The organism is Bradyrhizobium sp. 2TAF24, from assembly GCF_052115025.1.
Lineage (GTDB): Bacteria > Pseudomonadota > Alphaproteobacteria > Rhizobiales > Xanthobacteraceae > Bradyrhizobium_A.
Genome location: NZ_JBFRFW010000017.1, coordinates 66,421 through 80,145 on the forward strand (window position 1 = coordinate 66,421; position 13,725 = coordinate 80,145).

Here is a 13,725-nt window from a genome sequence, read left to right on the forward strand (position 1 = left end):
CGTTCATCATGGCCGGCCACAATAGCCCGATCGGCCGGCGATCGCGCAACCTTGTTCGCCCCGGGGAGCGTTGGACAACAGCCCGGCAGCCCAAGCTTCCGGAGGCTGCACCGATAACGGCTTGATGCCCGGGAGTTCGAAACGCACCGGCAGCAATCCTCCCCCGCCTTCGCCGTGCTGGTGGAGGGCCCTGCGCTATGGCCCTGACGCAGCCCCCTCCCCCGACGGTCGACCGCCTGGAATGCCCGCAATGGCAATATGATAGCTGCCCCCCCAATACGGGAACCCGCGTCGATGACAGCCCCGTCATCCGACTGTCATATACCTATTTTAATCGACCTCTATTGGTGGGTGAGCATCCGTTACGTAGCGGCGTTCGTGAACAAAGGATTTCAGCGATGCATACGAGCCACAATGGTCATGGCGAAGCGCAGGCCGACCACACCGTCGAAACGCACGAGGACGAGCACGAGGGCATTGGCCTGAACAAGACCGTGGCCACCGTCGCCGTCGTCGCGGTCGGCGCGGCGCTCTTCGAAGCGGCGCTGCTGCCGGGCCTGGCTCTCGGTGTCGCGGCCGTGGCGGCTCCGAAGTATCTGCCCAAGCTCGGTAATGCGCTCAATCCGCTGTTCAAGTCGACCGTGCGCGGCACCTACAAGTTCGCTCAGAAGTCCAAGGAAATGTTCGCCGAGGCCCATGAGCAGGTGAACGACATCGTTGCCGAAGTCCAGGCCGAGAACGAGGCTGAGGACGCGAAGGCCAAGGCCCGCCCGGCGGCCTGACGGCCGCGCGGGAGATCCTGGCGACCGGATTCGAAGTGGAGGAGCTTCGGCTCCTTCCAGGGAGCGACGGGAGCAGAACGTGTCGCCGTCGGCCGACATCGAGCTGTCACGTCAGAGTTCCGGGGACATCAGCGGCCCAACGGAGCCGCATGCCGTCCTGACGGCGACGGCACAATCAAGAGATTCACTCATGGCGAAATTGAAGTTGCAGATCGCGCACCAGGTCCCTGGCCGCATCCGCATGAAAGTGCCGTCCGCGAAGGACAACCCGGAGCTGCTGGAGCAGATCAAGCAGACCTTCAGCGTCATTCCCGGCATCGAGCAGGTTACCGTCAATCCGATCACCGGAAGCGTGGTGCTGCACTACGACCATGAACGGCACACCGAATTCCATGGCCGGCTCGAACAGCACACCGGTGGACAGTACAGGCCGCCGACGAACGAGATAGACGCCCTCGCCAACAAGATCGAGCAGGAAGCCGCCTATCTCGCCGAGCACTCCCAAACCGCCAAGGTCGTGGTCGATTTCTTCAAGGACGTCGATCACCAGATCAAGGCGGCCAGCGGCAACGTCATCGACCTCAAGATTCTGCTGGCCGTCGGCATCGCCGGCTTCACCATCTTCGAGGTCGGCGCGAATGCGGCCACCCCGGTGTGGGTGACGCTCGCGATCTTCGGGCTCAACCACCTGATCCAGGCCAATGCGCCGCGGACGGAGGAACAGCACGAGGCCCTCGCGACAGCCTGAGCCCTGCTCCGGCCCCATGACTGGATGGCTGCTGAATGGACTTCTCGTTCCGCCACGCAATGCCCGGACGTGTCCGGCTCTGCATCCCGGACCTCTGCCGCAAGCGCTCGCTCGCCGAGACCGTCCTCGGCTGGCTGAGAGGCCAGCCCGGCATTCGCGCCGCACGGATCAACTATAACTGCGCCTCGCTGGTGCTGGATTATGATCCGGCCCAGGAGCCGTTGCTGCGGATGCTGCTGGAACGCGTCAAGGCGGCCACGCTGGACGAGCTCAAGGCGTTCATTGCCACCAGCGCGCCGGCCGCCCCGTCGGCGGCCGCAGCGCCCCCGGCCGTTTCGAAGCGGTCGCCCCTCGCCCTGCCGACCCTGTCGCTGGTGATGGCGTTCAGCGCCAATCCGGTGGTCGCGGCGATCAACATCCCGCTGATGCTGTGGAACGGCTTCCCGATCGCCAAGCGCGCCTGGAAGGTGTGGGACCGCGAGCGCCGGCTCAACATCGACGTGCTCGATACGCTGGCGATCACAGCTTCCGTGCTGCAGGGCAATCCGCTCGCCGGCTGCATCGTGACCTGGCTGATCAAGCTCGGCGACTGGATCCGCGATCTCACCGCCGCCGGCCAGCGCCGCGCCATCAGCGAGCTGCTCGAATTCCAGTCCAAAACCGCGTGGGTGGTGCGTGACGGCGCCGTGGTCTCGGTGCCGGCGGTAGAGCTCGCGGTCGGCGATCTCGTCGTGGTCTATCCCGGCGAGATGATCCCGGTGGATGGCGAAATCGTCGAGGGCCAGGCCACGATCGACCAGAAGACCATCACCGGCGAGGGCCTGCCCGTGAACCGCGGCAAGGGCGAGGCGGCATTCGCCGCCACCGTGATCCGCGAGGGCCAGATCACGGTGCGCGCCCTGCGCGTCGGCGGCGACACCACCGCCGGCCAGATCGTGCACCTCGTCGAATCCGCGCCGCTCGGCGACACCCGCATCCAGAATCACGCCGAGCGCTTCGCCGATCGCCTGGTCACCCCGACACTCGCGCTCGCCGCCGGCACCGCGGCCGTCACCGGCGATTTCAACCGCTTCCTGTCGCTGGTGATCGTCGACTACGGCACCGGCATCCGCGTCGCCGCGCCGACCTCGGTGCTGTCGTCGATGACCCACGCGGCGCGCGCCGGCATCATCATGAAGAGCGGCGGCCACATGGAGCGGCTCGCCGACGTCGACACCGTGGTGTTCGACAAGACCGGCACGTTGACCCGCGGCACGCCGGCGGTGATCGACGTCATCTCCTACCAGAACCACATCACGCCGAACCACCTGCTCGGCCTCGCCGCTGCCGCCGAAACACGGCTGCAGCATCCGGTCGCCGAGGCGATCCGCACCAAGGCGCGCGAGCTCGCCGTCAACATCCCACCATGCGACGAGACCACCTACCGCCTCGGCCTTGGCGTCGAGGGGCAGGTCAACGGCTATTACATGCATGTCGGCAATGCCCGCTTCATGCGCGAGAGCGAGATCAAGGTCGATGAGGCCCGGGCGGACCGCGCGGCGCTCGACGAGCGCGGCTATTCCAGCCTCTACATCGCCGTCGACGGCCAGCTCGCGGGCCTCGTGCCGTATTCCGACGAGATTCGCAGCGAAAGCCGCGACGTCATCCGCCAGCTGCACGCGATGGGCATCAAGAACACCATCATGCTCACCGGCGACAATGGAGTCGTGGCCCGGGCGGTGTGCCGCGAGCTCGGCCTGACCCGGCACTACGCCGACATGCTGCCCTCCGACAAGGCCAGCGTCATCCAGGAGCTGCAGCGGGAGGGCAAGCGGGTCGCCATGGTCGGCGACGGCATCAACGACTCGCCCGCGCTCAGCTTCGCCGACGTCGGCATCGCCATGAAGCACGGCGCCGAGGTCACCCACGAATCCGCCGACGTCATCCTGATGGAGGACTCGCTCTGGAAGCTGGTCAAGGCGGTGGAGATCTCGCAAGGCGCGGTCCGCCTGGTCAAGCAGAACTACGGCATCGTCGCGGTGCTCAACACCGTCGCGCTCGGCCTTGCCCTGCCCGGCGGCCTGATCACGCCCGAAGTCACCGCGCTGATCAGCAATGGCTCGGCCATCCTCGCGAGCCTGAACGGCATTCGTCCGATCCTGCGCTACCAATGAGCGCGGCGCCGCCCCTTTCCCAACTGCTCCCGGCTGACCGCACGGCCCTGCAACTCGCGGTAAAACACCTCGAAAACCCCAACTTCGCCGCGCGGCTCGCAGACTACGCCGGCGTGCCGGTCAACCGCGTGCTTGGGCTGCTGCCCAAAGCCGCCAATCGCCAGATCGGCACGATGGTGCGCAGCGCCGTCATGAAAGGCCTCGATGTCGCGATCGACACGCTCGATGACGAGCCGCCGCCGGCGCCGGCGACCTGGTTCTCCTCGTTCCTGGCCGGTGTCACCGGCGGCGTCAGCGGCCTGTTCGGCTTTGCCGCGCTGCCGGTCGAGCTGCCGCTCACCACCACCTTCATGTTGCGCGCCATCGCCGCGATCGCACGGCACGAAGGCGAAGACCTCTCTCGCATCGAAGCGCGGCTCGCCTGCCTCGAAGTGTTCGCCTTCGGGACGAAACGCGACATGGACAAGGTCGACATGGGCTACTACGCAGCGCGGGCCCTGATCAGCAAGTACACCAACGACGTCGCAGCCATGGCATTCGAGCGCGGTGCCGTCGACGCCTCGGCTCCGGTGGTGACGAGCCTCGTCAGCGAGATCGTCTCGCGCTTCGGCCTCGTGGTCTCCGACAAGGTCGCGGCCGGCGCGCTGCCGGTGCTGGGCGCTCTGGGCGGCGCCACCGTGAACGTGATCTTCATGGATCATTTCCAGCGCATCGCGCAGGGGCATTTTACGCTCCGCCGGCTCGAACGCGCCTATGGCCCGAGCACGGTGCGGATGCATTATGCCGAGCTTGCGGCACGCCCGCCCCGGATCGCGAGCTGAGCGCTCATACCGCTCGCCGCGTCACCCCAGCGTGGCGTCGAACGAGACCTCGTCCACCGCGCTCATGTCGCGGATCGCCTGGTCGAACGACAGCCGGTCAGGATTGTCCGCCGGCTGGCGGCGCAGCACGGCGGCGAATTCATCCTGCTCCAGTAAAATCCGCCGGCCGTCGCGCAGGCTGGCATAGGCGGCCCACGGCACGAACTTGGTCAGCGGAAACGGCAGGCCTTCGCGCGGCGAGACGTCGATGTTCAACCCAGCCACGAACAGCACATTCTTGTCGCGAAAGGCCGTCTCACGCAGGATGCTGCGATAGGTACGGTCGAATTCGACCTGGGTATGAAACCGCGCGGCATCCAGCGCCGGATTATCCGACGTCACCAGGGTCGGCATCGCCGGTCCGAGCGCCCTCTCGATCTGGTCGTAGTGTTCGATATCCTGAGCCGGTGCGCGCCGGAACACGAACAAGTCGGCGGTCAACCGCGCTCCCAATGCCGCCGGCGGCTGCCGCCAGATGTCGGCCCCAAGGCGCGTCACCAGGGATGGCGCCGGACGAAACGCTTTTGCCGTGCTCATCGCCCGCAGCGGCTCATCGGGCTGCTCGATCAGCTGGTCGAGCTTGAGGGACAGGCCCTCCGGCCGCGCTTCATCGAGCAGCAGGTTGTCGACGATGACGGCCGCCTCGCCATCGAGCAGCCCGCACCGCACGTGCTCCGCCGCATGTCGATATTCCTGCTTATACCAGTGCAACACCGCGGCGATCTTGCCGCAGTTGTCACCAAAGCCGCAACCATTGGTCCGGTGGCGGCGATAGACGCCGAAACGGCGGCTCTCGGCATCATAGCCGACATGGCTCGCCTGGATGATGACAAGGTCCTCGCCGTGATGGGCATGCGGGCCGTGGCGATTGACCGCGACCTTGCCGCCGACCCGCCCATGGTCGAAGGGGAAGATGCCGAAATGCTGGGCGAGCAGGATCACCGGATAACCCTGGCTCTCGTCGGAGCAGAATGCCCGCGACGGCATCATGCGGTCGCGGCGGAAGCCCAGCGACAGGCAGTAGTTGTAGAGCCGGGGCACGAACTGACTGTAGCGCATCGCACGGCCGGCGATCCGCAGGTTGTCGATGGTCTGCCGCATGGCCATGATTCCTGCGCCGTCCAAACGATGTGCTTCAGGCGTGACTAGACCGCATTCTTGACGACGGTGTGAAGGTCCCCCCAAAGCGGGCGCCGGCCACTGTTCCAGCCTGTTCGGCGCGGGTGTCACAACCACGTCACCACGTCGCGGAATTCTGCTGACAATCGACACCACGACCAGGCCAGGAAGGAGCCGCAGATGGACCATTCCGACAGCATCAATGAGGAGGCCCTGCGGGCACGGATCAACGCCGACCTGCAGGACGGCCTCGACGAGGAACTGGAGCTCGAGCTCGAGGAAAGCCGCCTCGACCCATTTCTCGCCGCGCAACTCAAGCACGAGGCCGGCGAGAGCATGGACCGCCGCGTCTACTTCAGGGAGCTGCTGAAGCTGCAGGGCGAACTGGTCAAGCTGCAGGACTGGGTACAGCACCACAAGCTCAAGGTCGTGGTGCTGTTCGAGGGGCGCGACTCCGCCGGCAAGGGCGGCGTCATCAAGCGCATCACCCAGCGCCTCAATCCGCGCGTCTGCCGCATCGCCGCGCTGCCGGCCCCGAGCGAGCGCGAGCGCTCGCAATGGTACTTCCAGCGCTACGTCGCCCACCTGCCGGCGGGCGGCGAAATCGTGCTGTTCGACCGCTCCTGGTACAACCGCGCCGGCGTCGAGCGGGTAATGGGCTTCTGCACCGACGAAGAGTGCGAGGAGTTCTTCCGTTCGGTGCCGGACTTCGAGCGCATGCTGGTGCGCTCAGGCATCATCCTGATCAAGTACTGGTTCTCGATCACCGACGAGGAGCAGCAGTTCCGCTTCCTGATGCGCATCCATGATCCGCTCAAGCAGTGGAAGCTGAGCCCGATGGACGTGCAGTCGCGCAGCCGCTGGGAGCTCTACACCAAGGCCAAGGAAGCGATGCTGACCCGCAGCCACATTCCCGAAGCGCCATGGTGGGTGGTGGAGGCGGTGGACAAGAAGAAGGCGCGGCTGAACTGCATCGCGCACCTTCTCACCCAGGTGCCCTATCAGGAGATCCCCCACGAGCCGGTGGTGCTGCCGGATCGCGTGCATCACCCGGACTACCAGCGCGATCCGGTGCCACAGGACATGTTCGTACCGGCCCGGTTCTGACCGGATCGTTCGCGCTACACCAACGGACGCGCGAAGTGGAACGCCACCAGCAGCAGGCCCTCGCGGAAGTAGAAGCGCTGGGCCTGCGCATTGGCGACCGCGGTATCGAGCACCAGCCGCCGGCAGCCTGCGGCAACCCCCTCCTGCGCGACGGCATCGAGCAACTTCGCTCCGATGCCGCCGTGCTGGCATCCCTCCGCGACCGCGAGGTCATCGACATAGACAAACCGTCCCGAGATCAGGTTCTCCGTGAGCCGATATCCCGCGATTCCCAGCACTTCCGTTCCGCTGCGGGCGGCGAGAATGCGGTAGCCCTGGCGCTGCTGACGGCGGACTTGCGCGACCATGGCGGCGACGTCGGTGACATGCGGCCGCAACTGCCGAACGACGGTGAAGCAGGCGGCGATCTCGGCATCGGTGTCGGCATGGCCGAGATCAATCATGGCTTCATCCATCGCAGGCTTCATCGCGGGCCCCTGTTGCGGTGCTGGGTCGGCACCATGCAAGGCACACCGACGTCGGACCTAGGACCAAGACGGCGCAAAACGCCTGAGCCATGCGCGCCGGCACTACGCCCGCATCGTGACAGCCCCGGCGAGGTCAGGTTGGCGGCGGCTGGATCATCAGCGTGGGGACGCCGCAGGTGCGGTTGCGCACCGTGAAGATCAGCGTTTTCGGCTTGCGTCCCTGGCGCACCTCCGACACATCGAAGCCCGCCGCCGCCAGCCGCTCTCGTGCGGCATGGGCGTCGGCGATGCGCCAGCTCAATCCCATCAGCCGGTCGGCGGCTTCGGCTGCCGTTTCCGTGAGACGCTGCGCGACCTCGACGGTGAGGTCGTCGCAACGAAAGAACATCAGGCGGACGCCCCAATCCTGCCGCGCCAGATCGAGCCGCATATCGAGGCCGAGCCTCGCGCCATAGAGCGCTGCCGCGCGCTCGGCATCGCCCGTCGACACCACCACGTGATCGAGCCCGGTCACATGGGCGGGCGTCGATGGCGGCGACAGCGGCCGCTCCGCCGCACGCTCCATGAAGAACAGTTTCACGCCGTGTGCCGCCGTTGTCGCGGCGCGCGTCCGCCGCCAGCGCAGCGTCGCGCCGTCGGTCAGATTGCTGCTGCTGGCCTCGACGACCGCTTCCGGCTGCAGCTGTAGCCGCGTCAATCGCCGTGCCATGCGCTCCGCATCGTCGACACGAAAACATGCGCTCGCGAGGCCCTCGCCCTGCTGCGCCAGCACCTCGTTCACGCGCGCCGCCGCCGGCCCTTCTCCCGAGGCCGCCAGCAGCTCCAGCGACGTGTTGCCGACGGTGAAGATCGCGGTTTCCGTACCGTCGCCGCGCGCACGCCAGGCGGCGCCGCGACCGAATAACGCTTCATAGTTGTCGACCGCGATCGCAAGGTCGCGGGTCAGAACCGTGACGTGATCGAGGCCCGTGATCGGAGTGGTCATGTCGGCCTCGGGAGTGAGACGGAAAAAGCGAGGGAGCCGCCGCAGCGGAACATCGACGATGCTATGCCGGGAGCCGCTCGCGAGGCAAGCCGTGGCACGTTTTCACCGCTGGCAAGCCCTGCTTACGCCCATCGAATTCCACGACATGATATTTACCGGCGGCCGCCGCATGACGCCCCCTCGTGCGCTCCGCGTCGCGGCTGCAGCTATGGACGGACCGCCTGCGTTGGTTCAAGAATGACACCAGCGCTTCGACGGCGGCTCGTGCCGCCCCGAGGCCGCGAACGACAAGAAAATTCGGGAGAAACGCATGCTGCTTCCACTCGCCGACGTGCCGCGCTGGTATGCCGATCGCAAGCCGAAGGACACCGTCGCGGTTCGGCACGGCGACCAAAGCCTCACCTGGGAGCAGCTGGAACGTGGCGCCAACCGGCGGGCACAGGCGTTCGCCGCCCGCGGCGTCAAGGCCGGCGACTTCGTCGCCATCGGGCTGCCCAACAGCAACGCCTTCTATGAGACGAGCTTTGCGGTGTGGAAGCTCGGCGCCACGCCGACGTCGCTGTCGCACCGGCTGCCGCGCGGCGAAGCCGCCGCTATTCTCGACATCCTCAAGCCATCACTGGTGGTCGGCGGCGAACCGGACTGGAACGCACCGAACGCCGTGCCGCAAGATTTTGTTCCCGAAGGCGTCACCGACGAGCCGCTCGACCGTCCGGTCGCGCGGTACTGGAAAGCGATGACCAGCGGCGGCTCGACCGGGCGCCCGAAGATCATTCTCGATCACCAGCCAGCGGTCACCGACACCGCGGCGGCGCCACCGCTGCTGATGCCGTTCGGCGCAGCGCTGCTCAACCCCGGCCCGCTCTACCACAACGCCCCCTTCATTGTGTCGCACTATGCGCTGTTTGCCGGCGGCAGCGTCACCGGCCAGAAGAAGTTCGACGCCGAGGACGCCCTGCGCCTGATCGACGCCCACAAGCTGGAGTGGGTCAACTTCGTGCCTACCATGATGCACCGGATCTGGAATCTGCCCGAGGACGTGCGCAGCCGCTACGACGTCTCGAGCCTCAGGATCGTGTTCCATATGGCGGCGCCGATGCCGGCGTGGCTCAAGGAAAAGTGGATCGCGTGGATCGGCGCGGAGAAGGTCTATGAACTCTATGGCGGCACCGAGCGCCAGGGCCGCACCGTGATCTCCGGCACCGAATGGCTCGCACATCGCGGCTCGGTCGGCCGCCCGGATCCGGCAGCCTGCAGCGTGCGCATCATCGGCGCCGACGGCGACGACGTGCCGGCCGGCGAGACCGGCGAGGTCTACTTCATGCCCGCCGACGGCGTCGGCACCACCTATCACTATCTCGGCGCCGCGCCGAAGCGGCGGACCGACGGCTGGGAGTCGATCGGCGACATCGGCCGGCTCGACGCCGACGGCTACCTCTATCTCGGCGACCGACTCACCGACATGATCCTGCGCGGCGGCGCCAACATCTACCCCGCCGAGGTCGAGGCTGCGGTCATGGCGCATCCGGACGTGCACTCCGCCATCGTGGTCGGCTTGCCCGACCCCGAGCTCGGCAACCGCATTCATGCCATCGTTGAAATCAAGAGCGGAGCCGATCCGCAGGCCGTGGTCGACGGCATGAGCCCGGTGCTGACCGACCTGCTCAGCCGCAACAAGCACCCGGAGAGCTACGAGGTCTCGACCGTCACCCTGCGCGATGATTCCGGCAAGACCCGCCGCACGCTGCTGCGTGACGAGCGCCTTGCCTGGCTCGAGGAGGGCCGCGACTTCCGCCTGCGCCCGACAGCGGCCAGGCACACGTAACACGCCGCGCGGCGTTGCGCGATCCTGTCGCGGCCGCCATGCGCGCGCCACTGCTCGACGCCGGACGATGTTGCGGATAGTCTGCCCGCCATGACAGGGCATGACCATCATCACCATTCGCATGACCACTCCGAGCTGTCGGAGGTCGAGCTGCGCGTGCGCGCGCTGGAAACCATCCTCACCGAGAAGGGCTATGTCGATCCCGCGGCCCTCGACGTGCTGATCGACACCTACGAGACCAAGATCGGTCCTCGCAACGGCGCCCGCGTCGTGGCCAAGGCCTGGAGCGATCCCGCCTATCGCGCCCGCCTGCTGGCCGACGCCACCGCCGCGATCGCCGAACTCGGCTACTCGGGCCGGCAAGGCGAGCACATGGTTGCGGTCGAGAATACGCCGCTGGTCCACAACATGGTGGTGTGCACGCTGTGCTCCTGCTACCCGCTGCCGGTGCTGGGCCTGCCGCCGGTTTGGTACAAGTCCGCCCCCTATCGCTCGCGCGCGGTATCTGATCCCCGGGGCGTGCTCGGCGAATTCGGCGTGACGCTGGCCGACGACGTCCGCATCCGCGTGTGGGATTCCACCGCCGAAATCCGTTATCTGGTGGTGCCGCAGCGTCCCGCCGGCACCGACGGCTGGAGCGAGGAGCGGCTCGCCGACCTCGTCACCCGTGACAGCATGATCGGCACCGGGTTGCCGAAGCACCCCGGCGAGGTGGCGTGATGGACGGCGTGCACGACATGGGCGGCGCGCCGGGCTTCGGCCCGGTGGTGCAGGAAGACAATGAGCCACTGTTTCACGGCGGCTGGGAAGCCCGCGTCATGGCGATGACCGTGGCGATGGGGCGGCCCGGTGGCTGGAACATCGACATGTCGCGCTCAGCGCGCGAGAACCGGCCGCGCGAGGACTATCTCGCCAAGAGCTATTACGAGATCTGGCTCGCCGGCCTCGAGCGGCTGATGCTGGAGCGCGGCATGATCGCGACCGACGAAATCGCCGCCGGCCACGCGCTGCATCCGCCGAAGCCGAACGGCGCAAGGCTCGCGCCCGACGACGTGCCCCCGATGCTTCGGCGCGGCAGCCCGAGCCATCGCCCGGAGACAACCCCGGCGCGGTTCAAGATCGGCGACCGCGTCCGCGCCAGGATGATCAGCCCGCCCACCCACACCCGGCTGCCGCACTACGTCCGCGGCCACATCGGCACGGTGGAGCTGGTGCACGGCAGCCACGTCTTCCCCGACACCAATGCGCTCGGTGCCGGCGAGCAGCCGCAATGGCTCTACACCGTCAGCTTCGACGGCCGCGACCTGTGGGGCGAACAGGCGAACGCCAACACCTCGGTCTCGGTCGACGCCTGGGAATCCTACCTGGAGACCGCGTGATGGCGCTCGACCCCCTGGCGGCGACCCGAGCCGCCGCCGCCATCCCCGGCATTCCACGCGACGCCGACGGTCCGGTGTTTCGCGAGGCCTGGGAAGCACAGGCGTTCGCCATGGCGCTGGCGCTGCATGAGCGCGGCGTGTTCACCTGGACGGAATGGGCCGCGGCACTGGCGCGCGAGATCAAAGCGGCGCAGGCGGCAGGCGATCCCGACACCGGCGACACCTATTACCACCACTGGCTGGCGACGCTGGAAAAGCTGGTCGCGGAGAAACAGGTCACGAGCACCGCGACCCTGCATCGCTACCGCGACGCCTGGGACCACGCGGCCGACCGCACCCCGCATGGCCAGCCGATCGTGCTGCAGCCCGGCGATTTCGCGGACTGAGTCCACCTCACAAGCTCCGTCGCCCGGATGCGCGCAGCAATCTCCCGGCTGCCACTCCGCCGGACGCGACCCGCATGTCGCTGCGCGCATGCGGGCTACGCTCCAACACACGGCGTCACGCGGCGGATGAGCCGGCGCGCTTGCGCTCTTCCTCCTCGTAGAGTTCCTTCTTCGAAAGCTTGCCGACCGCGGTCTTCGGCAGCTCGGGACGAATATCCATCGCCGACACCATCTCGTGCTTGCCAAGCTTGTCGGCAAGGAATGCCTTGAGCTCCTCCAGCGTGAACGCAGCAGCGCCCTGCTTGAGCTTGATGAAGGCTTTCGGCGACTGGCCGCGATAGTCGTCATGGATACCGATGACGCTGACCTCCTCCACCGCCGGATGGGTGTAGATCGCTTCCTCGATGGTGCGCGGATAGACGTTGAATCCGCCGCACAGCAGCATGTCCTTGGTGCGGTCGACGATGTAGATGTAGCCGTCCGCATCCATGTAACCGACATCACCGGTGCGCATATAGCCGTCCGCCGTCATGATGGCTGCGGTGGCGTCGGGCTTCTTCCAGTAGCCCTTCATGACATTGGCGCCGCGCACACACAATTCACCGCGCTCGCCCTGCGCCACATGGCTGCGGCCGTCCTCGACGCTGAGGAACTTGAACGAGATCCCCGGGCTCGGCACGCCGCACGAGCCGGGCTTCTGGAGGCCCGGCACCGGCGTGAAGGTGCCGGTCGGTGAGGTCTCCGTCATGCCCCAGCCCTCCGCCAGCCGGCAGCCGGTGAGCTTCTCGAACGCCTGCTGCACCTCCAGCGGCAGCGGCGCGCCGCCGGAATTGCACCACTTCAGCGACCGCAGATCGGCCGTCGCGGTGCTCGGATGGTTGAGAATCGCGACGAACATGGTCGGCACGCCGGGGAAGGCGGTGATCTTCTTCTCCGAGATGTCCTTGATGGCCGCGGCCGCGTCGAAGCGGGTGTGCAGCACGAGCTCGGCGCCGATCCGCAATCCCAGCAGCATGTTCACGGTCAGCGCGTAGATGTGGAACGGCGGCAGCACGGCGAGAATACGCTCATGGCCCGGCTCCAATACCGGCGGCTCGGTGCGCGTGGTCTCGATGCACTGGGCGACCGCCGCGGAAAGATTGGCGTGAGTCAGCATGGCGCCCTTGGGCAGGCCGGTGGTGCCGCCGGTGTACTGCAGCACCGCGAGCGCGTCGCCGACATCGGCAATCGGATGGCGGACATAGTCCGCGCCCTGGTTCAGCAGACTCTGAAAACTGCGCTGACGATCATCGGCCGTCACCGTTGCCAGCTGCTGGCCCGCAGCGAGCTGGGCTCGCACCGCATCCGGATGCCCCGACATTTCGGCAAGGTCACCGACGACGAGCGTCTTCAGACGCGTGGTATCGAGCAGCCGCGCCATCTGCGGGTAGAGCAGCGCGAGGTCGAGCGTGACCATCACGTCGGTCTGGCTATCCTCGACCTTGTGCTCCAGCACCTTCGCCGCATCGAGCGGCGAGTAGTTGACCACCGTGCCGCCGGCTTTCAGCACGCCGAAGAAGCTGATGAGATAGTGCGGCGTGTTCGGCAGGTAGAGCCCGACATGGATGCCGGGGCCAACGCCGAGCGCCTGAAAGCCGTTGGCCGCGCGGCTCGCGAGATCGTCGAGTTCGCGATAGCTGATCCTGCGGCCCATGAAGTCGACGGCGGCCTGATCGGGCCACTGCGCTGCGGCGTCTTCGAGAATCTGCTGCACCGGCATGACCGAAATCTCGGCGTTCCAGCGCACACCGGGCGGGTAGGACTTGCTCCAGGGCTGACTCCCAGGCTGGCTCGAAGACTGGATCGCTGATTGGTCGGTCATGGTGGTTCCTCCTCGGGACATGTCGACTTATCGTTCTTGATGCTGGATCGTGG

General features: G+C 66.9%; 13 protein-coding genes. 9 read left to right on the top strand and 4 right to left on the bottom strand.

Features of this window, described 5'->3' with window-relative positions:
• Window positions 1–398: 398 nt before the first annotated feature.
• The 4 genes from AB4Z37_RS24445 (at window position 399) to AB4Z37_RS24460 (ending at window position 4,504) form a co-directional block, all read left to right on the top strand.
• Window positions 399–782, top strand: a complete 384-nt coding sequence (locus AB4Z37_RS24445; protein WP_441519345.1) for a DUF5132 domain-containing protein — start codon at window positions 399–401, stop codon at window positions 780–782.
• A gap of 190 nt (window positions 783–972) precedes the next feature.
• Complete coding sequence (locus AB4Z37_RS24450; RefSeq protein ID WP_441519346.1) at window positions 973–1,530, top strand: HMA2 domain-containing protein; 558 nt, start codon at window positions 973–975, stop codon at window positions 1,528–1,530.
• Between the two features lie 35 nt (window positions 1,531–1,565).
• Window positions 1,566–3,683: a heavy metal translocating P-type ATPase gene (locus AB4Z37_RS24455; RefSeq protein WP_441519347.1), complete on the top strand. Its 2,118-nt coding sequence runs from the start codon at window positions 1,566–1,568 to the stop codon at window positions 3,681–3,683.
• Window positions 3,680–4,504, top strand: coding sequence for an EcsC family protein (locus tag AB4Z37_RS24460; RefSeq protein WP_441519348.1), 825 nt, complete (start codon window positions 3,680–3,682; stop codon window positions 4,502–4,504). Before AB4Z37_RS24455 ends, AB4Z37_RS24460 begins: the two co-directional genes overlap by 4 nt.
• A 21-nt stretch (window positions 4,505–4,525) precedes the next feature.
• Here AB4Z37_RS24460 and AB4Z37_RS24465 read toward each other — a convergent pair whose 3' ends face one another.
• Window positions 4,526–5,644 (bottom strand): hypothetical protein, encoded by a 1,119-nt coding sequence (locus tag AB4Z37_RS24465; RefSeq protein ID WP_441519349.1) that lies wholly within the window; start codon window positions 5,642–5,644, stop codon window positions 4,526–4,528.
• Window positions 5,645–5,842: 198 nt separating this feature from the next.
• Here AB4Z37_RS24465 and ppk2 point away from each other — a divergent pair, with 198 nt between their 5' ends.
• Entirely contained in the window at window positions 5,843–6,769 is a 927-nt protein-coding gene (ppk2, locus tag AB4Z37_RS24470; protein ID WP_441519350.1) for a polyphosphate kinase 2, read from the top strand.
• 14 nt (window positions 6,770–6,783) lie between these two features.
• Here the strand turns inward: ppk2 and AB4Z37_RS24475 are convergent, their stop codons facing one another.
• Window positions 6,784–7,212, bottom strand: coding sequence for a GNAT family N-acetyltransferase (locus tag AB4Z37_RS24475; protein ID WP_441519351.1), 429 nt, complete (start codon window positions 7,210–7,212; stop codon window positions 6,784–6,786).
• Window positions 7,213–7,369: 157 nt separating this feature from the next.
• Complete coding sequence (locus AB4Z37_RS24480; protein ID WP_441519352.1) at window positions 7,370–8,221, bottom strand: VOC family protein; 852 nt, start codon at window positions 8,219–8,221, stop codon at window positions 7,370–7,372.
• A gap of 310 nt (window positions 8,222–8,531) precedes the next feature.
• Between AB4Z37_RS24480 and AB4Z37_RS24485 the strand changes: the two genes are divergently transcribed.
• From AB4Z37_RS24485 to AB4Z37_RS24500, 4 genes are all read left to right on the top strand, one after another.
• Window positions 8,532–10,046 (top strand): AMP-binding protein, encoded by a 1,515-nt coding sequence (locus AB4Z37_RS24485; RefSeq protein WP_441519353.1) that lies wholly within the window; start codon window positions 8,532–8,534, stop codon window positions 10,044–10,046.
• Window positions 10,047–10,136: 90 nt separating this feature from the next.
• A complete protein-coding gene (nthA, locus tag AB4Z37_RS24490; protein WP_441519354.1) occupies window positions 10,137–10,766 on the top strand; it encodes a nitrile hydratase subunit alpha in 630 nt (209 codons plus the stop codon).
• Window positions 10,766–11,425 (top strand): nitrile hydratase subunit beta, encoded by a 660-nt coding sequence (nthB, locus tag AB4Z37_RS24495; RefSeq protein ID WP_441519355.1) that lies wholly within the window; start codon window positions 10,766–10,768, stop codon window positions 11,423–11,425. Before nthA ends, nthB begins: the two co-directional genes overlap by 1 nt.
• Entirely contained in the window at window positions 11,425–11,811 is a 387-nt protein-coding gene (locus AB4Z37_RS24500; protein ID WP_441519356.1) for a nitrile hydratase accessory protein, read from the top strand. The genes nthB and AB4Z37_RS24500 overlap by 1 nt, the downstream gene beginning before the upstream one ends.
• A 115-nt stretch (window positions 11,812–11,926) precedes the next feature.
• On the opposite strand, the gene AB4Z37_RS24505 is transcribed toward AB4Z37_RS24500, so the two are convergent.
• Window positions 11,927–13,672, bottom strand: coding sequence for a long-chain-fatty-acid--CoA ligase (locus AB4Z37_RS24505; protein WP_441519357.1), 1,746 nt, complete (start codon window positions 13,670–13,672; stop codon window positions 11,927–11,929).
• Between the last annotated feature and the right edge of the window lie 53 nt (window positions 13,673–13,725).